Genomic DNA, 18,735 nt, shown 5'->3' with positions numbered 1-18,735 from the left:
CCACCCTTGATCGGAAGAGAGAAAATGAGCACCCCCTCAGACACAACGGACAACAACAACGACGTTGTCATCCTTTCCGCCAGCCGTACCCCACAGGGACGGTTGAACGGGCAACTGGCCGGGCTCACCGCCGTCGAGCTCGGTGCTCACGCCATTGCAGGCGCCATTTCGGCGAGCGGACTCACCGCGGACAAAGTGGACGCAGTGATCATGGGACAGGTCCTGCAGGCGGGCGCCGGCCAGAATCCGGCCCGGCAAAGCGCCATCGCCGCCGGCATCGGCTGGAACATCCCGGCCGTCACCATCAACAAAGTCTGCCTCTCCGGGCTGACTGCCGTGATCGATGCCGCGCGAATGATCCGCAGCGGCGACGCCGCCGTCGTGGTCGCCGGTGGCCAGGAATCGATGAGCCGCGCTCCGCACTTGCTCCCCGGTTCCCGGCAAGGGTGGAGCTACGGGGCGATCCAGGCCCTCGACGTCGCGGCCCACGACGGCCTCACCGATGCCTTTGATGGCCAGTCAATGGGCCTGTCCACCGAGATCAAGAACCTCTCGCTCGGCATCGACCGCCGGTCCCAGGATGAAGTGGCCGCCGCTTCGCACCAGCGTGCGGCCGCGGCCGCGGAGCAAGGAGTGTTCGACGGCGAGATCACACCCATCAGCGTCAAGCAGCGCAAGGGAGAACCCCTGGTGCTGACAAGCGACGAAGGCGTCCGCCCCCAGACCACGCTCGAGACCCTGGCCCCCTTGAAGGGCGCCTTTGCCACCGATGGAACCATCACCGCTGGCAACTCCTCTCCCCTGTCCGACGGCGCCTCCGCACTCGTGCTCACGAGCCGCCGCTTCGCCGAGGCGAACGGCCTTGACTACCTTGCCGTCGTCGGCAAGCCCGGCCAGGTAGCGGGACCCGACAACAGCCTGCATTCGCAGCCCTCGAACGCGATACGGCACGCCCTGGACCGCGCCGGGTGGACCACCGCCGATCTGGACTTCATCGAGATCAACGAAGCCTTCGGTTCGGTTGCGGTGCAGTCCTTGAAGGACCTGGACTATCCCTTGGAGAAGTGCAATGTCCACGGCGGAGCAATTGCGATTGGACACCCGATCGGTGCCTCAGGAGCGCGCCTTGCCCTCCACGCGGCCCACGAGCTGAAACGCCGTGGGAAGGGTAAAGCGGCCGTCGCCCTCTGTGGTGGCGGCGGCCAAGGTGAAGCACTGCTGCTCTACCGCGACTAGATACTCGGCGATTTCGGCGGCGGAAGTGGCCATGAACGGAAATGGAGCATGAATGCGGGGCACTGAGCGATTCCTGGCCGACGCGGCCGCCCGCGGACTCGACGTCCAACTCGTAGAGCGGGCGGCGGCAGGCAGCCTTGAGGAAGCGGCCCGCATCATGGGGATCACACCGGCGGACATCGTGAAGTCCCTTGTGGTCAAGCACCGGGACGGCTCGTTCCTGTTTGCGCTGGTTCCGGGTGACCGGCAGATCTCCTGGCCCAAGCTGCGCGCCCTCCTGGGCGTCAACAAGCTGTCGATGCCCTCGGCCGACATCGCTTTCGAGGCAACCGGCTATGAGCGCGGCACCATCACGCCGCTGGGAAGTTCGAAGCCCTGGCCGGTCTATGCGGATGCCAGCATCGCCGGATGCAGGATCTCCATGGGAGCGGGCGAACACGGATTCAGCGCCTTCGTGAAAGCGGATTCCCTCACTGAGGCCTTGGGCGCGATCGTGGCCGACATCAGCGACCCCCTCTAAGCAACGCGGGGTCACTTACGGCCCATTGGGTGCTGCTGGATGGGCCGTAAGTGACCCCGCGTTCCTTTTAAATGCAGGAAGCCCCGCCCGGACGAATCCGGACGGGGCTTCCCGAAAAGGCGAGTTACTTGACAGTAACCGTGGCGCCGGCAGCTTCGAGCTGCTCCTTGGCCTTCTCGGCGGCTTCCTTGGTGGCGCCTTCGAGAACAGCCTTCGGTGCACCGTCAACCAGGTCCTTGGCTTCCTTGAGGCCGAGGGAGGTGATGGCGCGAACTTCCTTGATCACTGCGATCTTCTTGTCACCGGCAGCTTCGAGGACGACATCGAATTCGGTCTTCTCTTCAACTTCTTCGCCAGCGCCGGCACCAGCCGGGCCTGCAACTGCAACAGCAGCAGCAGTAACTTCGAAGGTCTCTTCGAAGAGCTTGACGAACTCGGAGAGCTCGATGATGGTCAGTTCCTTGAAAGCTTCAATGAGCTCTTCGTTGCTGAGCTTCGCCATGTTTGGCGTCCTTCCTATAGGTGGTGCCGCTACGGACGTTGTCCGTTACTGCACCGCAGTTTGAATGGGGAGAACTTAGTTCTCTTCGGTTGCTGCTTCAGCGGCTTCAGCCGGAGCGGCAGCCTCTTCTGCAGCAGCCTCGGCGGGAGCCTCTTCGGCAGCCGGTGCTTCTTCAGCGGCCGGTGCTACAGCGCCGCCCTCTTCTTCAAGCTTGAGGCGCAGAGCGTCAATGATGCGTGCAGCAGCGGCAGCAGGTGCCTTGAGGACGCCTGCAACCTTGGCGAGCTGCAGCTCACGGGACTCGAGGGCTGCCAGTGCGGCAACCTCTGCTGCGTTCAGTGCCTTGCCTTCGAAGTAGCCGGTCTTGATGATCAGCTGCTTGTTGACCTTGGCAAAGTCCGTCAGGCTCTTGGCGGCAGCAACCGCGTCACCCTTGATGAATGCAATTGCAGTGGGGCCGGCGAGCTGACCGTCGAATGCTTCGACACCAGCTTCCTTGGCTGCAATGGCGGTCAGGGTGTTCTTGACGACCGAGAACTTGGTGTCCAGGCCGAGAGAAACGCGCAGCTGCTTGAGCTGTGCAACAGAGAGCCCGCGGTATTCGGTCAGGACAGCGGCGTTCGATTCCTTGAAATCGTTGGTGATCTCAGCTACTGCAGAGATCTTGCTAGGCGTTGCCATAACCCTCCTTCCGGGGAATAAAGCCGGTTTTCCGGGTCCCCGCTCAAAAGAGCTGCAACTAAAAAACGCCCCGCGCAGATGCACGGGGCTTGGCTCAACACGATCCAATGATCATGGAGATTTGCTTCGTTCACCTGCGCCGGCCGCCCTTTGTCAGGGTCCTTCGTCTAGGAAACCACTTGGTTCTTCCGCGCGTAGCTACAGAGTTGAGCTGTGCCCGGAGGAGTGGATTCCCATCAACCGACGGTCTTTGGTAGTTCAAGCTTACGGGACGGGCAAGTGCATCGCCAAATCGCGCAGCCTACTCGGAGGAGGTAACCCTCGGCCCCATGTTCGGCAGTTCCTTCTGCCACAACCCCGTGACCCCGGCCGTGGTGAATCCCAATTGCTTGTTCACCGTCAGCAGGTACCGGTTTTCGGGGGCATTCCAGGTGTAGATCACCCGGGCGTCGGGGAACTGTTCGCTGAGGCGCTGCATATTGGCCACCTTGATGAGGAGCCCGAGCTTGTTTCCGCGGTGCTCCTGCAGGACGATCGTGTCGTCCTGGAAGACGACATCCTGACGTTGCGCCAGGACGCCGATCGTGGTGAGTCCGACGATCCGCCCGCTGGCGACATGCTCGACGGCGGTGACCACCGTTCGGCGTCCCTGCGCAACGGCGGCGTCTTCCGCCTGACGCAACACACCGGCGTCGAACACTAGTTGCTGCTGTTCGGCTTCTGCGGCCTCATTGCCCTCGGACACCACTTCCCCGGCCGCGTTCTCCAGTGCGGCCACAGCTTCGAGCCATTGTTGGGGGCAACGGTCGGTCCAGTGGTGGAGACGGTAGCGGCCGGCGTTCGCGTCTTCCGCTTCGGCTTCAAGCTCAGCGACGAGCTTTGAATCCAGCGGGAGCGCGCAGGAACTGAACTGTTCGATGTGCTGGAGGGTGTAGCCGGTACGACGGGCAAAGTCGACCTCGCGGCTGGCCAAGGGAACGAAGCCCAGTCCGCTTCCAGGTACGAGCTGCCCTTCAGCACCACCGCGAAGCGACTCCGCAGGGTGGTTGGTGTCCACCATGATCATCGTCCGGCCCTCGCTTCTGGCGAAGTGTTCGGCAGCTTCCAGAAGTTGCCGGCCGACGCCCCTGCGCTGGAATTCAGGGAGGATGTCCAGGGTGAACTCGGCCAGGTCCATGTTGTCGGCAAGGGGAAGCGCGATGTCTACGGTACCGACAATGCGGCCATCAACGCGGGCCACGAGAATAACCTGGCGTTCGTAAGGATCGCCGAGTTCGAGCAGTTTCTCCAGCGGGGTGTAGGCCAGATCGTCCGTGCCCCAGATCTGCATGCGGACCCTGCGGCTGACTTCGACGGCGGCCAGGAAATCCTTTGCGTCGTCGGCGTCAAGGGAATCCGGGATCCAGAGTTGGCCGATCTCCACCGTGCTCGTCATTTGATCCTCTTTTGCCATTCGCCGTCGTATCCCGCCGGTTTGAAGCCGAGCTGTACGTTGATGGACAGCATATGTTCGTTTTCCTCGGCGTTAAAAGTCATGACGCGCCCGACGGCCGGATATTCCGTCTGCAGCCTGCGCAGATTGGCCAGTTTAACGAGCATCCCCAGTCCATGGCCCCGATGCGGCTTTGCCACCAAAGTGTCGTCCTGCTCGGCCACCCCAGCCTTCGCGGGATCAAGGTAGATCACGGTGTACGCAACGAGCTCCCCCGTCCGCCGATGTTGCGCGGCGGCCACAAGGGCAGTCTGGCCTTCGGCTAGCGTGGTGTCCTCGAGTTGCCTGACGCGGGCTGCATCCCAGGCCTCCGCCTCGATCTCCAGGCCTCCCGCCGGGGTATCCGTGCTCATCCGGCCCATCAGCCCGGCCATGTGGTCCACGTATTCTCCGGGGCAACGGTTCGTCCAGGCAAGGACCCCGTATTCGGGGTCTGCTTTGGAATGCGCCGCAAGCTCGAGTCGTGCCCATTCCGCGTTATGGTCCATGTCCAGCGTGCTGAATCTGCTGGCCTGTTCCAAGGTGTATCCATGCTTGAGGCAGAAGGCTGCTCCCGGACCATCGTCGGGTACTCCCCCGGGTACTCCCTCCGCGCCTGCTCGTGCTCGTGCTCGTGCTCGTGCGAAGCCGATCGGGTGTTCGGTGTGCGCCTGCAGGACGCGCCTCCCCTGGGCCGCCGCGATCCCTTCTACGGTGCGGAGCAATGCGGTTCCGATTCCATGCCGGCGGCACCCCTCCAGCACATCTACGTGGATCCACGCGGTATGGACATTGTCCTTGAGCGGAACGCTGCAGGAAGCGTGGCCGACGATGCTTCCGTCAACCCGGGCAAAGAAGTTCCTCGATACCTCGTATGGAGTATCGCGCCATCCGGCGAGCCGGGTCTGCGCCGAGGACGCCCGCTCCAGGTTTCCCCAGGTTTCCAGCACCATGGCGTCCATCACGGATGAGAGCTCCCGGAAATCCTTGCCGTCCGGCCCATCCATGGACTCCGGCAGATGGAGCTCGTGGATGCTGAAATCCGGAACCTGGCCTGTCATGCCCTCAGCCTAATCAGCGCTCGCCAGCCGCGATAGGTGCCCGTTTGCATACAACGAAAGGACCGCCCGGCGAATGCCGGACGGTCCTTTCAGAGTCGATGCTCCCGGTGGCTTACGCCTCGGTGAGAACCTTGGTGACGTTCGGGTCAACGGAGATGCCCGGACCGAACGTGGTGGCGACCGTAGCCTTCTGGATGTAGCGGCCCTTGGAAGCGGACGGCTTCAGGCGAAGAACCTCTTCCAGAGCGGCTGCGTAGTTCTCGGCCAGCTTCAGCTCGTCGAAGGAAACCTTGCCGATGATGAAGTGCAGGTTCGAGTGCTTGTCGACGCGGAAGTCGATCTTGCCGCCCTTGATGTCGTTGACAGCCTTGGTGACGTCAGCGGTCACGGTACCGGTCTTCGGGTTCGGCATGAGGTTACGCGGGCCGAGGACCTTACCGAGACGGCCAACCTTGCCCATGAGGTCAGGGGTTGCCACTGCGGCGTCGAAGTCGGTCCAGCCGGCTGCGATCTTTTCGATCAGGTCATCGGAACCAACGAAGTCGGCGCCTGCAGCGATTGCTGCTTCAGCCTTGTCGCCCGTTGCGAAAACCAGAACGCGGGCAGTCTTACCCGTGCCGTGCGGCAGGTTCACGGTGCCGCGGACCATCTGGTCGGCCTTACGCGGGTCAACGCCCAAACGGAAAGCAACCTCAACGGTGGCGTCGAACTTGGACGGGTTGGTGTCCTTGGCGAGCTTGATGGCCTCGAACGGGGCGTAGAACTTGTCCGCCTCGATCTTGGCTGCGGCTGCCTCATATGCTTTGCTGCGCTTTGCCATGCTGCTTATTCTCCTTGTGCAGTTGTGGTCTGCGGACCGCGCTGGGCCCTGCCACAGTCGGACATCCGGCGTGGATCTCCAACATTTTCAATATTTCAATGGTGCCGGTTTTCCGGCGGTGCTACCCGGCGTCGTCAGTTTCCCAAAACAGACGCCATGAAGCGGTGAGGGGAATTAACCCTCGACGGTGATACCCATGGAGCGTGCGGTGCCGGCGATGATCTTGGCAGCGCCCTCAAGGCTGGTGGCGTTGAGGTCTTCCATCTTGGTGGTGGCGATCTCGTTAACCTGTGCCTGGGTCAGCTTGGCAACCTTGACGGTGTGCGGCGTGGCCGAACCCTTTGCAACGCCTGCAGCCTTCTTGATGAGCTCTGCAGCCGGCGGGGTCTTGGTGATGAAGGTGAAAGAGCGGTCTTCGTAGACCGTGATTTCAACCGGGATAACGTTTCCGCGCTGGGCTTCCGTTGCAGCGTTGTACGCCTTGCAGAATTCCATGATGTTGACACCGTGCTGGCCAAGCGCAGGACCGATCGGCGGGGCCGGGTTGGCGGCACCTGCCTGGATCTGCAGCTTGATGAGGCCGGTGACCTTCTTCTTGGGAGCCAATGTAGGTCCTTCTCTCAATAACTTCCTAGGACACAGGAGCGTGCCTCAGGTTTGTGGCCGCCATGGCAAGGCGACCGACCGCTCCGTGGCTGCTAAGCGGGCAACCGCGGGGCGAAATTCTTGGATCAACTAGATCTTGGTGACCTGGTTGAATGCGAGCGTAACCGGGGTTTCGCGTTCGAAGATCGACACCAGCACCACAAGCGTCTGGGAATCCATCTTGATCTCGGAGATCGTGGCGGGAAGGGTCTCGAACGGACCTTCCTTGACGATGACGGACTCTCCGACCTCGAAGTCGATGTCGACGGGCGTCTGGTGCTGCTTGTTGACCGGCTTGCCCTTTTCGGCCTGCTGCTCTTCGAAGACTGGAGCCAGCATGGAGAAGACCTCGTCAAGGCGAAGCGGGACCGGGTTGTGTGCGTTGCCCACGAAGCCAGTGACACCCGGAGTGTGGCGGACGGCGCCCCAGGATGCGTCGGTCAGGTCCATACGGACGAGGACGTAACCCGGGATGCGTACGCGGTTGATGATCTTGCGCTGGGCGTTCTTGATCTCAACGACTTCCTCCATGGGCACCTGGATCTCGAAGATGTAATCTTCCATGTCCAGGGTCTGGATGCGGGTCTCAAGGTTGGCCTTGACGCGGTTTTCGTAACCGGCGTAGGAGTGGATGACGTACCAGTCACCCTCCTGCCGGCGAAGCTTGGCCTTGAACTCCTCAGCGGGGTCGGCGGGCGCTACGGCTGCAGCGGCGGCCAAGGCGTCGGCGCCGGACTCATCCTGGTCGGCAGACTCGTCGTCGTCGGACTCATCCTGGTCGGCGTCGTCGACGTCGGCAGTTTCGGGCGCAGCAGAATCGACCTCGGATCCTTCCACAGCGTCAGCCGTGGCGTGGGCCGTGCTTTCAGCGGGCCCATCCAGCTCAGTCTCAGTTACCTCGAGCTCCTGCTCAGACACTTGGTCTCCTGCTTCCTCATTGCCTAACATGCCTATTTAAATGGCTCAATTCCGCAAACCCTACGAAATCCCTTGATTTTCCGGGGATTCCGCGCGGTTTGCGGAGCGATCCGCTTAGTGGTTCGTGGTGCCAGTAGTGCCGAAAACCCATTTGATTCCCGTACCGAAAGCCAGGTCCAGGATGGTGACGACAAGCATCATGATGGCCACGAACACCAGCACCACAACTGTGTAGTTGACCAGTTCCTTGCGGGTGGGGGCAACGACCTTCTTGAGCTCACCAATTACCTGGCGGACAAAAAGTGCGATTCGAGCGAAGAGACCGGAATCGGACTTCTTGGCAGGGCGGCCCTTCGAGCTGCTCGCAGCTGTTTCGGTCACCTGTTCCTCACTCATCTATGCAAACGTCGTTGACCCGACTCTGATCAGAGCCATGGTTGCTGCGCTTGTTCCGAGGAAACCCCGGAACAGCTTGCGCAGGGCAGACAGGACTCGAACCTGCAACCTGCGGTTTTGGAGACCGCTGCGCTACCAATTGCGCCACTACCCTATGGAACGAATCCATATTTTAGCCACACTCCATCAATGCCAAGAAATCCCGAAGAACACGAGATTCCGAGCCAATCTGGGGCGCGAACCATTGTGATGTTTTTCAACACCGGTGAACCAGTCTACGCAACAACGTCGCGATAGTCGAACCGGGCCATTTCCGGAGCGTTCAGGCCTTCTCGCTCATGTGATCAGCGCTCGTTTGATCAGCCTGCACTGTCACTTTCCCGAGGTTAGCCCGATAGCTCCGCAGAACAGCATAAGGTAGATTCCGTCGAATCCCACCATCCAGCTCATGAGCTGCCCGCGAAGAACGGTGCTTTAATGTCTGCCGGAATACCTGCCGCCCGCATTTCACAGCGAATTTCCGCCATCGCCGAATCCGCCACCCTTGCCGTTGACGCCAAGGCCAAGGCGCTCAAGGCAGCCGGTCGCCCCGTGATCGGCTTTGGCGCCGGGGAGCCCGACTTCCCGACCCCCGACTACATCGTCAAGGCCGCCGTCGAGGCCGCCTCCCAGCCGAAGTACCACCGCTACTCCCCTGCCGCCGGCCTGCCGGAGCTGAAGCAGGCCATCGCGGACAAGACGTTCCGCGACTCGGGCTACAAAGTAGACGCTTCCCAGGTGATGGTTACCAATGGCGGCAAGCAGGCCGTCTACAACACCTTCGCGACCCTTGTTGATCCGGGCGACGAAGTAATCATCCCCACGCCGTTCTGGACCACCTACCCGGAGGCAATCCGCTTGGCCGGAGGCGTTCCCGTTGAGGTCTTCGCCGGCCCCGAGCAGGGTTACCTGGTCACCGTGGAGCAGCTCGAAGCCGCGGTCACCGACAAGACGAAGATCCTGCTTTTCGTTTCGCCGTCCAACCCGACCGGAGCCGTCTACAGCGCCGAACAGGTGGCTGAGATCGGAAAATGGGCTGCGGCAAAGGGCCTCTGGGTTGTCACCGACGAAATCTATGAGCACCTGACCTACGACGGCGTGCCCTTCACCTCGATCGCCACTGCCGCCCCCGAACTCGGCGACAAGGTGGTCATCCTCAACGGTGTCGCCAAGACCTATGCCATGACCGGATGGCGTGTTGGATGGATGATCGGCCCGGCTGACGTCATCAAGGCCGCCACCAACCTCCAGTCGCACGCGACGTCGAACGTTTCCAACATCATGCAGATCGCAGCCCTGGCTGCCGTGTCCGGTCCGCTGACCGCCGTCGACGAAATGAAAGTCGCTTTCGACCGCCGCCGCAAGGCGATTGTCGCCGGACTGAACGCGATCGAGGGTGTGGAATGCCCGACGCCGACCGGCGCCTTCTACGTGTACGCCGACGTCCGCGGTCTGCTGGGCAAGGAATTCCCGACGTCGAACGGTCCTGTCCGTCCGTCAACGTCCGCTGAGCTGGCCTCGCTGATCCTCGACGAGGTTGAGGTCGCAATTGTTCCGGGCGAGGCCTTCGGCCCCTCCGGTTTCGTGCGCCTCTCCTACGCCTTGGGCGACGACGACCTTGCCGAAGGCGTTCGACGCCTCCAGGAATTCCTCGGCCAGGCCAAGTAGCCCTTCGCCCGCACGAACGCTCGCTCACCTCGGGATAGAGGTGAGCGAGCGTTTGGGTTTAAGGCGATAGAGGTGAGCGAGCGTTTGGGTTTAAGGCGCCAGAGGTGAGCGGGCGTCAGAGGAGGCGGCGCTCGGCGGCCCACTTGGTCAGTTCGTGGCGGCTGGAGAGCTGGAGTTTGCGGAGCACCGCCGAGACATGGGTTTCCACGGTCTTGATGGAAATGAACAGCTCCTTGGCCACCTCCTTGTAGCTGTAGCCGCGGGCGATGAGGCGCATGACTTCCAGTTCCCTCGCGGAAAGCCGGTCCAGTTCGTCGTCGGCGATCTCGGCCGGGGAGGTTCCAAACGCGTCGAGGACAAAACCGGCCAGTCTCGGCGAGAAGACGGCGTCACCGTCGGCCACGCGGATCACGGCATCGGAGATCTCGGGGCCGGAAATGGTCTTGGTGACATAGCCACGGGCACCGGCCCGAATGACGGCCACGACGTCCTCGGCGGCATCCGAGACGCTCAAGGCCAGGAAGCTCGTGCTCCCGCGCAACGCGGAGGACGCGCTGATGACCTCCCGACCGCCACCGCCAAGTCCTCCGGGCAAATGCACGTCGAGCAGCACCACTTCCGGCTGAACCTGGGCAATCACGGCGATGGCTTGTTCCACTGTTCCGGCTTCGCCCACGACGTCGATCCTGGAATCGAGGTCGGCCTTCAGCCCGGACCGGAAAATGGCATGGTCGTCCACGATCACCACACGAACCGTTCGCGCTACTTGCTCTGATAGGGCGCTCATGCTTTGGCATCTCCGTTTCGGTTTTCTGCTTTGTCTGCGTTCTCGACGGGCAGTTTCAGGCGGACTTCCGTGCCCCCGGAACTGCTGTTGATGACCGCCGTCCCGCCGTGGCGTTTCATCCGTCCGATGATCGATTCCTTGACTCCCAGGCGGTCTTCCGGGACGGCATCCGGGTCGAAGCCGGGTCCGCGGTCCCTAACGAAAACCTCGCTGCCCGTGTCCGAGCTCTCGAGATAGACGGACACGGCTCCGCCGCCGTGCCGCGCAGCATTGTGCATGGCTTCCCGGGCCGCCAAGACAAGGGCTTCGTGCCTGTCCGTCATGGCGGCGTCGCCCACGCTGACGACGTCGACGGCGTGTCCGTGGGCGTCCTCCACTTCGGCTGCGGCGGCGGCAATCCGTTCCGCCAGGAGTCCTGCGTCCTTCGCGGCGTCCCGGTACAGCCACGTGCGCAGTTCACGCTCCTGGGCACGGGCGAGGCGGACCACGTCCTGCTCGGAACCGGCCCGGCGTTGGATCAAGGCAAGCGTCTGCAGTACCGAATCGTGCAAGTGCGCGGCGATCTCGGCCCGTTCTGTCTCGCGAACCCGCGCTGCCCGCTCCGTTTCAAGGTCCTTCCAGAACTTCAAGCCCCACGGCAGCAGCACGAGGGCGACGCCGCCCAGCACTGCGATGGAAGCCAGCAGCGCGAGCCAGGTCTGCTCCCACGAACCGGAACCGGACACCATGACCAACACCCCGGCAACCACGAGGGCCAGGCCTGCAGCGAGGCGAACCCAGCCGCCGGCCTGGTCGGCCTTGGTCTTGTCCACCAGCCCGGCGCGGCGCGTCTCGTCCAGCTGCATCCACGCGATCGCCGCGCCGCCGAGTATGGCCGCCGCCGGGATCAGCGTGCCGAGGGGAACCTCGACGCCGAACTGCCGGGCGATGAGGATGGCGGCCACCAGGAGGAGGCCGGCTCCCAGGAGGATCTCTTTCCCATATTGGATGCGTCGCATCCTGAACCAGGGGGCGAAGACGGGAGCCGGGGTGGACAGCGGCAGCGGCTGCGCTCCGGCGTCGGGCGCTGTTGTGTCGGGAGGCATGCTCACCGAAGGAGGCATGCTCACCGCGGGAGCAATGGGCGACGCCGGCCGGCGGCTATTGCGGCGGGCGTTTTCGTCGGCGGTAGGCACCATGACCCACAGCCAGGCATAGAAGGCCAGCCCCGCTCCGCCGGCGAACGAGGCAAGGACCATACCCAGCCGGATGTATTTCACAGGCCAGCCAAGGTGGTCCGCGAGGCCGCTGCACACGCCGGCAATCATCCGGTCGCTGCTCCGGACCAGCGGCGGGCGTTGCATGGCGGTTGTCATGAATCCATCCAAACACGTATCAGGGTCTTCGGCGCTCGAAGCAGGGCATCTCAGGGGGCCACTCAGGGAACGTTCAGGGTATCCCCCAATAGAGGGAGACGTCGCCGGACGGCAAGATCGAAGTATGAACGCGAACAGCATGAATCCAGAGGACCCCGGACAAGCTGCGGAGCCCGGACAACCTGCAGAATCCAGCCAGGCGGCCGCGACGGGCGTGCCCGAAGAACCGGCCCAGCCGAACGCCGGCAACACCGGCGGCGCGGCACCGAACTACGCCGTGCCCGCTTCCCCGCAGAACTTCTTCAACTGGATCCGAAGCCAAGGCATAAGCCGTGGCCGGGACCGGTGGATGGGCGGCGTGGCCAGCGGCATCGCACACCGCTTCGGCATCGATCCCTTGATCGTCCGCGGCATCTTCATCATCCTCACCCTCTTCGCCGGCATCGGCATCCTGCTCTACGGCATCGCCTGGGCGCTCCTGCCCGAACCCGATGGCCGCATCCACGCACAGGAGGCCGGGGCGGGCCGCTGGTCCGCAGGCATGACCGGAGCCCTCATCACAACCATCATCGGATTGCCAAGCCTCGGTCGCGGTTTCTGGGGATGGGGCTGGAATGGGGTTCCTGGACTCCTGTGGACGCTGTTCTGGGTAGGCGGCATCACTTACCTGGTCTACTTCCTGGTCCAGCGCAGCAAAGCCCGCAACGGAAGGCAGACAATGGGCACACACAACTATGCGGCCGCTCCAGGCTCCTCTGGCGGCGCGGACACCCACGCCTCGGCAGGCTACCCGGCCGGCTCTTACAGCGCAGGCCCTTACGGGGCAGGTCCTTATAGCGCCGGGACTTACGGCTCAGGTCCTTACAGCGCCGGCAATTACGGAACCGGCGGGCCCGGGACTTACGGAACCGGCGGGCCCGGGATCCCTTCGGGCCCCGTCAATCCCGCAGGGCCCTACCCACCGGCTGGCGTACCCAACCGCCCCGAGCGGCCGAAGCGGCAGGGACCGGGCGCCGCCATCGTAGCGGTCTCAGCGGGGGCAGCCCTGCTGGCCGGCGGAACACTCAAGCTGCTCGACGCCGGCAACGTCATCCACTTGGGTGACGCCGCCAACGCGGTGGTCTGGGCCACGGGCGCCGGAGTCCTCGGCCTCGGCATCCTTGTTGCAGGGCTTCGCGGCCGCACGTCGGGACTGCTCGGCTTCCTGGCCGTCGCGACGCTGGTGATCGGGGGCATCTTCAATATCGCGCCCAACGCGGACCACTTCCGTCTACAGAATGCCCAATGGAACCCCGTGAGCATCGACGATGCGCGCAAAGGCTTCGACATCACCGGGGCCAACGGGACCGTTGACCTGACCAAGCTGAACCTGAGCGCACCGCTGAGCTCCGACGTCGTCGTTCCGATGGACGTCACCGCAAGCAACATCAAACTCGTCATCCCCGCGACCGTGCCGGTGGAGGTCCAAGCAGACATGACCTTCGCGAACCTCAAGCAGGACGGTAGCGCCGTCACCCAAAGCAACGGTGGTACGCGGGACAGCTTCAACACGGACAAGCCCGGTGCCAAACTGGTCGTCAAACTCAACGGCACCTTCAGCAACGTCACCGTCCAGGAAGGAAACTGACATGAGCACGCACGAACCCACGCGGGCATTTGAAACTGGCCCGGTCTCGGCACCTGAACCCCCGGCTCAAACCGCCCGGGCCAGGGTGGGCACGGTGGTCTGGGGGCTGATTGTCTTGGCACTCGCAGCTTTGATCATCATTTCCAAGCTCGGCCTCGTGGCCCTCAACGGCAACTACGTGCTGATCGGGCTCATGATCGGGGCCGGTGCGGCACTCGTGATCGGAGGCCTGGTATCCGCCCGCTCCCGAAAGGCCAACGGGTCCGGCCCGGACTCCGGGTCCGGAGCCGCCGATTCCTAGCACCGGTAGAAGCCAGCACGTGACAAAGCAGCCACAACAGGGAAGGCTCTAGCCATGAACAAGTTCTTCAGCATCGTACGGGGCATCGGCCTGAAGCGCGGTCCGCAGCGTTGGATCGGTGGGGTTTGCGGTGGCATTGCCGCCAAACTGAATGTCGACGTGGCCTACGTCCGGGTCGGCTATCTGCTCTTCTGCCTGCTGCCCGGACCCGCCGTGGTGATATACGTGGTGGCATGGCTGCTGCTTCCCAACCAAAGCGGCACCATTGCGCTGGAATCCTTCCTCACCCAGCGTTCGCAAGGCAAGAAATAGCACAGCCCGGCCCGGGTTTACGGGCCGGCAAGTTCACTAGCGCTCCGCCACCGAGGCGGGGCGCTGGGCTTGTTAAGCCGGGCTTCTAAAATCCGGTCTTTTAAGCCGAGGTCGCCCGTCCGATTTCCAGGTTGTTTCAAAAGTCTCATCCCCGGTGGCGGTCATGGTTTGTGTCCCACCCCACATTGCCCCCTACAATCGTTGTGAGCTCAGCGTGGCGCTCTGCACGTATACCTCCTAGCCAGGATTTGAGCCCCTCATGAAAATTGGAATCCTTACCAGCGGTGGCGACTGCCCCGGACTGAACGCCGTCATCCGTGGCGCCGTCCTCAAGGGAATTGCCATCCACGGCCAGGAATTCGTCGGTTTCCGGGACGGTTGGCGAGGCGTCGTGGAGGGCGACGTCATCGACATTCCCCGCACCATGGTCCGCGGTATCGCCAAGCAGGGTGGAACCATCCTCGGCACATCCCGCACGAACCCGTTCGAGAACGGCGGCGGCCCGGATGTCATCAAAGCCCACATGGACCGCCTCGGCATCGACGCCATCATCGCCATCGGCGGCGAAGGCACACTGGCCGCCGCGAAGCGCCTCACCGACGCCGGTTTGAAGATCGTCGGTGTCCCCAAGACCGTGGACAACGACCTCGACGCCACCGACTACACCTTCGGCTTCGATACCGCCGTCCAGATCGCCACCGAGGCCATCGACCGGCTGCGCACCACCGGAGAATCCCACCACCGCTGCATGATCGCCGAGGTCATGGGCCGCCACGTGGGCTGGATCGCCCTGCACGCAGGCATGGCTGCCGGCGCGCACGCCATCCTGATCCCCGAGCAGAAAGTCAGCATCGAGCAGATCACCGAGTGGGTCCAGGAGGCCCACGATCGTGGCCGTGCACCGCTGATTGTCGTCGCCGAGGGTTTTGTTCCCGACCACATGGAAGCACCGCACTCCGAACGCGGCCTGGATACCTTCGGCCGGCCCCGCCTGGGCGGTATCGCGGACCAGCTCGCCCCTGAAATCGAAGCCCGCACCGGCATCGAGACCCGCGCCACGATCCTCGGCCACATCCAGCGCGGCGGCGTCCCCTCCGCTTTCGACCGCGTCCTGGCCACCCGTTTGGGCATGGCAGCCATCGACTCGGTCGTGGAAGGCCGCTGGGGAACCATGGTGGCCCTCAAGGGCACGGACATCGAGCACGTGGGCTTCGAAGCTGCCCTGGGCAAGCTCAAGACCGTCCCGCAGAACCGCTACGACGAAGCCGCAGTCCTCTTCGGCTGAGCCGGATCTTCAAGGAGCAGGCGGGTACCACAAGGTGCCTTGCCTGCTCCTTCCTTTTCCGGGGACTGCATAGACTCGATGTCATGGAACTTGATGCGGGATCGGCGGAAATCGTGCTGCTGGCCTGGGCCCGGCATTTAGGGTTCGACGACGAGGCCTTCAGTTTCGTCTCCGGCTCACCTGCTGCCCGCACCGGGGAGCGCTTGGTCAGGGAAGACGAAGACGCTGAATCCATCACCTTCGTGAGGCTCTTTGGCCGCTCCGCATTGGTGGCTCCGGCGTGGGCGGTGGCTGCCGCCGTCGAGCTCTCGGACGATCAACTGAGCGAGCATTCCGCACTGTTGCGGATCAGCCGCGAACACGGCGGCCATGGACTCGGGACGTCGGCGCTGCTGTTCGCCGACGACCTTCCCCTGTTCCAGCCGGGCGGCGAAGTCACTGTCTCGCACGGCCATCCGGAAGCGATCGAGTTGGAGGGCAGATGCCCGCCGGATGACGTCAATGAAGTCCACCTCTCAAGGATGGACCACCACTTCACCGTGATGGACGGCAACGAACCGGACCGCAAACCGGTGGCCTGCGGCGCCTATGCGGAGTGGCAGGGGATCCTCGCAGACATGGGCGTCCTGGTGCCGCCGGAATTGCGCCGGCAAGGGCTCGGAACCCTGGCTGCCTCGATCGCCGCCCACGAAGCACTCGCCTCAGGCCTGACGCTGCAGTGGCGAACTGCGCTGGACAACCGGGGCTCCCTGGCCTTGGCCCGACGGCTCGGATTCGTCGACGGCGGTATCCAGACTTCCGTGCTCCTGCGCTAACCGCGAGTTGGCGGACGATGCCCCCAAAACCGCATTTTGAGGGCATCGTCTGCCAGTTCGCGCGGGTTAGCCGTCTTGCGAAACAGTTTGAGGCTTAGCCCCGGCGGCAGCCGGGGAACCCCAGCCTTGGACGGCCTTGGGCTTGGCAAACAACAACGCTGCTACTGCGCCCAGCAGAATCGCAAAGGCCGGCAGCAGGACCGACTGGCTCATCGCCGTCGAGAAGCCGTCATGCAGGAATTCCGGCAGCTTTCCGGTGAATCCACCTTCTCCCGCCGGGGCGGCACCTGGCGGAGCCGCGGGCAGATCCGCCGCGAGCCGGGACTGGATCAGCGCAGCAATCGCGGCCGATCCCAGCACGGCACCGATCTGGCGCGTCGTGTTGAAGACACCGGAACCGGCGCCCGCCGAGCGCGGCGGGAGGTTGCGGGTAGTGGCGTTGGAGACCGGGCCCCAGATGAAGCCGTTGGCCACACCCTGGAGGGCGCTGGGCAGCAGGAACATCCAGATGGGAGTGTCCGGCTTCAGGAGCGTCCCGGTCCAGAACAGGGCGCCGGACAGGCACAGGAGCCCGAAGGCTGCGAACCAGCGCGGGTTGATGCGGTCGATCAGCTTGCCAACGAAAGGTGCCAGCGCGCCGGAGATCACGGCCATGGGGATCATGAGCAACGCGGACTGTGTTGGTGTCAGCCCACGGACTACCTGGTAGTAGAAGATGGTGGGCAGCGGGAAGGCAGTGATGGTGAAGCCCACCGCCATAATGGTGGTGTTGCCCAAGGAGAAGTTGCGGTCCTTGAACAGGCCCAACGGCAGCAAAGGCTCACCGCCGCGGCGCTCCAGCAGCCACTGCCAGAGGACGAACGCGGCCAGGACAGCGAGCCCCGTGATGATCAGTCCCCAGACCGTAATGGGCCCGGTGACGGTGCCCCATTTGTAGCTTTGGCCTTCCTGGATGCCGAACACCAGCAGGAACATGCCGGCTGCGGACAGGAGCACACCCACGACGTCGAACTTGTGGCTGTGCGTGGTCAGCTTCGGTACCAGCCGGGTCACGAGGACGAAGGCAACGACGCCGATGGGAACGTTGACGAAGAAGATCCACTGCCAGCCGAGGCCGTCAACCAACACGCCGCCGAGGATCGGGCCGACGAGGATGGCCATGCCGGCCGTGGCGCCCCAGAGGCCCATGGCCGCGCCGCGGCGGTCCGGCGGGAAGATCCGGGTGATGACGGCCATGGTTTGGGGGGTCATCATGGCCGCGCCGATGCCCTGGACCACCCGGGCCGCGATCAGCATGCCGATGTCGCCCGAGAGGCCGCACCACAGCGAAGCCAGGGTGAAGACCACGAGGCCGATCAGGTAGAGGTTCTTGGGCCCGAAGCGGTCGCCGAGCCTTCCGGTGATCAGCAACGGCACGGCGTAGGCGAGGAGGTAGGCGCTGGTCACCCAGATGACGGCGTTGATATCGGTATGCAGGCCCTCCATGATCCGTGGGTTCGCCACGGAAACAATGGTGGTGTCGATCAGGATCATGAAGAACCCGACCACGAGGGACCACAGTGCGGGCCACGGTTTAGCTACGTTTTCCATGGGTTTCCTTTGACTGTGTCGAATTTCTTGCACATTGGTGCGTTGGAAGGGCGGCTACCATGGCAACTGCCCGCTGCGGAGATCATTTTGGAAGCTGCGTATCCAGTCGATTTCCGTCCGCAGCATGGATTGTTGGTACTTGACGTCGATCCAGAACTTGGGCTCTACGCCTTTTGCGGCGACAGCTTCTTCGCCCCGGACCAGGAAGTCGAGCTGGTTTTCCAGGTTCACTACGCGACGGTCCAGGAGTTCGAGTACGACGCCGGACGGCAGGTTGTGTGCCTCGGCGATCGCATGGGGGAAGCTCGGGTATTCGTTCACGGGTTCCGCCAGCATGTTCTGGAGGCGCTCGGTCAGTGCCTCGCGGCCGGTTCCGGTGATTCGATAGGTGGTGCGCTCGGGCCGGTTGCCCGCCCGGTCAATCCCTGTTGCCTCGACCAAACCCGCCTCTTCGAGGCGACCCACGGCGTGGTAGAGCGTGCCCGGCCGGACCTTGACCAAGCGGTCCTCGTGACGGGCCATCAGGAGCTGGTACATCTCGTATGGATGCATCGGCGCCTCCACGAGGAGGGCCAATGCGGCGACACCAAGTGGAGTCAGTGCGGCTCGTGCCATTTCCCCATCCTCCGTGCGAACTATTCCACAACAACTATTCCACATGGAATATTTGACCGCAAGGCAACCACCGCGGCCGCGCCGCCAGGCA

Annotated in this window: 20 protein-coding genes and 1 tRNA gene; 8 read left to right on the top strand and 13 right to left on the bottom strand. The window is 63.5% G+C overall.

Annotated elements, in window-relative coordinates; translation table 11 throughout:
• Positions 1–24: 24 nt before the first annotated feature.
• Together ACFVTG_RS05240 and ACFVTG_RS05235 are read left to right on the top strand one after the other, a co-directional pair.
• A complete protein-coding gene (locus tag ACFVTG_RS05240) occupies positions 25–1,236 on the top strand; it encodes an acetyl-CoA C-acetyltransferase (protein ID WP_284755097.1) in 1,212 nt (403 codons plus the stop codon).
• Positions 1,237–1,288: 52 nt separating this feature from the next.
• Positions 1,289–1,756 (top strand): aminoacyl-tRNA deacylase, encoded by a 468-nt coding sequence (locus ACFVTG_RS05235; protein ID WP_390278682.1) that lies wholly within the window; start codon positions 1,289–1,291, stop codon positions 1,754–1,756.
• A gap of 124 nt (positions 1,757–1,880) precedes the next feature.
• On the opposite strand, the gene rplL is transcribed toward ACFVTG_RS05235, so the two are convergent.
• The 9 genes from rplL to ACFVTG_RS05190 form a co-directional block, all read right to left on the bottom strand.
• Entirely contained in the window at positions 1,881–2,258 is a 378-nt protein-coding gene (gene rplL, locus ACFVTG_RS05230) for a 50S ribosomal protein L7/L12 (protein ID WP_284755095.1), read from the bottom strand.
• Positions 2,259–2,333: 75 nt separating this feature from the next.
• The gene (gene rplJ / locus ACFVTG_RS05225) at positions 2,334–2,939 is read right to left on the bottom strand and encodes a 50S ribosomal protein L10 (protein ID WP_284755094.1); all 606 of its coding nucleotides are present in this window, start codon (positions 2,937–2,939) and stop codon (positions 2,334–2,336) included.
• A 301-nt stretch (positions 2,940–3,240) separates the two neighbouring features.
• A complete protein-coding gene (locus ACFVTG_RS05220; protein WP_390278680.1) occupies positions 3,241–4,392 on the bottom strand; it encodes a GNAT family N-acetyltransferase in 1,152 nt (383 codons plus the stop codon).
• Positions 4,371–5,471: a GNAT family N-acetyltransferase gene (locus ACFVTG_RS05215; RefSeq protein WP_390278678.1), complete on the bottom strand. Its 1,101-nt coding sequence runs from the start codon at positions 5,469–5,471 to the stop codon at positions 4,371–4,373. Before ACFVTG_RS05215 ends, ACFVTG_RS05220 begins: the two co-directional genes overlap by 22 nt.
• Before the next feature lie 112 nt (positions 5,472–5,583).
• The gene (gene rplA / locus ACFVTG_RS05210) at positions 5,584–6,291 is read right to left on the bottom strand and encodes a 50S ribosomal protein L1 (protein WP_028265118.1); all 708 of its coding nucleotides are present in this window, start codon (positions 6,289–6,291) and stop codon (positions 5,584–5,586) included.
• A gap of 174 nt (positions 6,292–6,465) precedes the next feature.
• On the bottom strand, positions 6,466–6,897 hold the full coding sequence (gene rplK, locus ACFVTG_RS05205; protein ID WP_018773647.1) for a 50S ribosomal protein L11: 432 nt from the start codon (positions 6,895–6,897) through the stop codon (positions 6,466–6,468).
• Between the two features lie 129 nt (positions 6,898–7,026).
• Positions 7,027–7,854: a transcription termination/antitermination protein NusG gene (gene nusG, locus ACFVTG_RS05200; RefSeq protein ID WP_284755081.1), complete on the bottom strand. Its 828-nt coding sequence runs from the start codon at positions 7,852–7,854 to the stop codon at positions 7,027–7,029.
• 114 nt (positions 7,855–7,968) lie between these two features.
• A complete protein-coding gene (gene secE / locus ACFVTG_RS05195) occupies positions 7,969–8,250 on the bottom strand; it encodes a preprotein translocase subunit SecE (RefSeq protein WP_390278675.1) in 282 nt (93 codons plus the stop codon).
• Between the two features lie 81 nt (positions 8,251–8,331).
• Positions 8,332–8,404: transfer RNA gene (locus tag ACFVTG_RS05190), tRNA-Trp, on the bottom strand.
• Positions 8,405–8,727: 323 nt separating this feature from the next.
• On the opposite strand from ACFVTG_RS05190, the gene ACFVTG_RS05185 reads away from it, so the two are divergent.
• Positions 8,728–9,957, top strand: a complete 1,230-nt coding sequence (locus tag ACFVTG_RS05185; protein ID WP_390278673.1) for a pyridoxal phosphate-dependent aminotransferase — start codon at positions 8,728–8,730, stop codon at positions 9,955–9,957.
• Between the two features lie 115 nt (positions 9,958–10,072).
• Here ACFVTG_RS05185 and ACFVTG_RS05180 read toward each other — a convergent pair whose 3' ends face one another.
• The gene (locus ACFVTG_RS05180; protein WP_284755076.1) at positions 10,073–10,744 is read right to left on the bottom strand and encodes a response regulator transcription factor; all 672 of its coding nucleotides are present in this window, start codon (positions 10,742–10,744) and stop codon (positions 10,073–10,075) included.
• Entirely contained in the window at positions 10,741–12,099 is a 1,359-nt protein-coding gene (locus tag ACFVTG_RS05175) for an ATP-binding protein (RefSeq protein ID WP_284755075.1), read from the bottom strand. The genes ACFVTG_RS05180 and ACFVTG_RS05175 overlap by 4 nt, the downstream gene beginning before the upstream one ends.
• Before the next feature lie 124 nt (positions 12,100–12,223).
• On the opposite strand from ACFVTG_RS05175, the gene ACFVTG_RS05170 reads away from it, so the two are divergent.
• The 5 genes from ACFVTG_RS05170 to ACFVTG_RS05150 all read left to right on the top strand — a co-directional run bounded on the left by ACFVTG_RS05170 (position 12,224) and on the right by ACFVTG_RS05150 (position 16,439).
• Complete coding sequence (locus ACFVTG_RS05170) at positions 12,224–13,726, top strand: PspC domain-containing protein (protein ID WP_390278671.1); 1,503 nt, start codon at positions 12,224–12,226, stop codon at positions 13,724–13,726.
• Between the two features lies 1 nt (position 13,727).
• Complete coding sequence (locus ACFVTG_RS05165; protein WP_284755071.1) at positions 13,728–14,027, top strand: hypothetical protein; 300 nt, start codon at positions 13,728–13,730, stop codon at positions 14,025–14,027.
• Between the two features lie 54 nt (positions 14,028–14,081).
• The gene (locus ACFVTG_RS05160; protein ID WP_284755070.1) at positions 14,082–14,339 is read left to right on the top strand and encodes a PspC domain-containing protein; all 258 of its coding nucleotides are present in this window, start codon (positions 14,082–14,084) and stop codon (positions 14,337–14,339) included.
• Positions 14,340–14,598: 259 nt separating this feature from the next.
• A complete protein-coding gene (locus ACFVTG_RS05155) occupies positions 14,599–15,624 on the top strand; it encodes an ATP-dependent 6-phosphofructokinase (protein ID WP_234749032.1) in 1,026 nt (341 codons plus the stop codon).
• An 83-nt stretch (positions 15,625–15,707) separates the two neighbouring features.
• Positions 15,708–16,439, top strand: coding sequence for a GNAT family N-acetyltransferase (locus ACFVTG_RS05150; RefSeq protein WP_390278668.1), 732 nt, complete (start codon positions 15,708–15,710; stop codon positions 16,437–16,439).
• A gap of 66 nt (positions 16,440–16,505) precedes the next feature.
• Here the strand turns inward: ACFVTG_RS05150 and ACFVTG_RS05145 are convergent, their stop codons facing one another.
• Both ACFVTG_RS05145 and ACFVTG_RS05140 read right to left on the bottom strand, forming a co-directional pair.
• Positions 16,506–18,029 (bottom strand): DHA2 family efflux MFS transporter permease subunit, encoded by a 1,524-nt coding sequence (locus tag ACFVTG_RS05145; RefSeq protein WP_390278666.1) that lies wholly within the window; start codon positions 18,027–18,029, stop codon positions 16,506–16,508.
• A 54-nt stretch (positions 18,030–18,083) separates the two neighbouring features.
• Positions 18,084–18,644, bottom strand: coding sequence for a PadR family transcriptional regulator (locus ACFVTG_RS05140; RefSeq protein WP_284755065.1), 561 nt, complete (start codon positions 18,642–18,644; stop codon positions 18,084–18,086).
• Positions 18,645–18,735: the final 91 nt, after the last annotated feature.

The organism is Arthrobacter sp. NPDC058127 (assembly GCF_042884555.1).
Lineage (GTDB): Bacteria > Actinomycetota > Actinomycetes > Actinomycetales > Micrococcaceae > Arthrobacter.
Note: the sequence above shows the minus strand (reverse complement) of the source record. Positions and strands in the feature narration are given on the sequence as shown.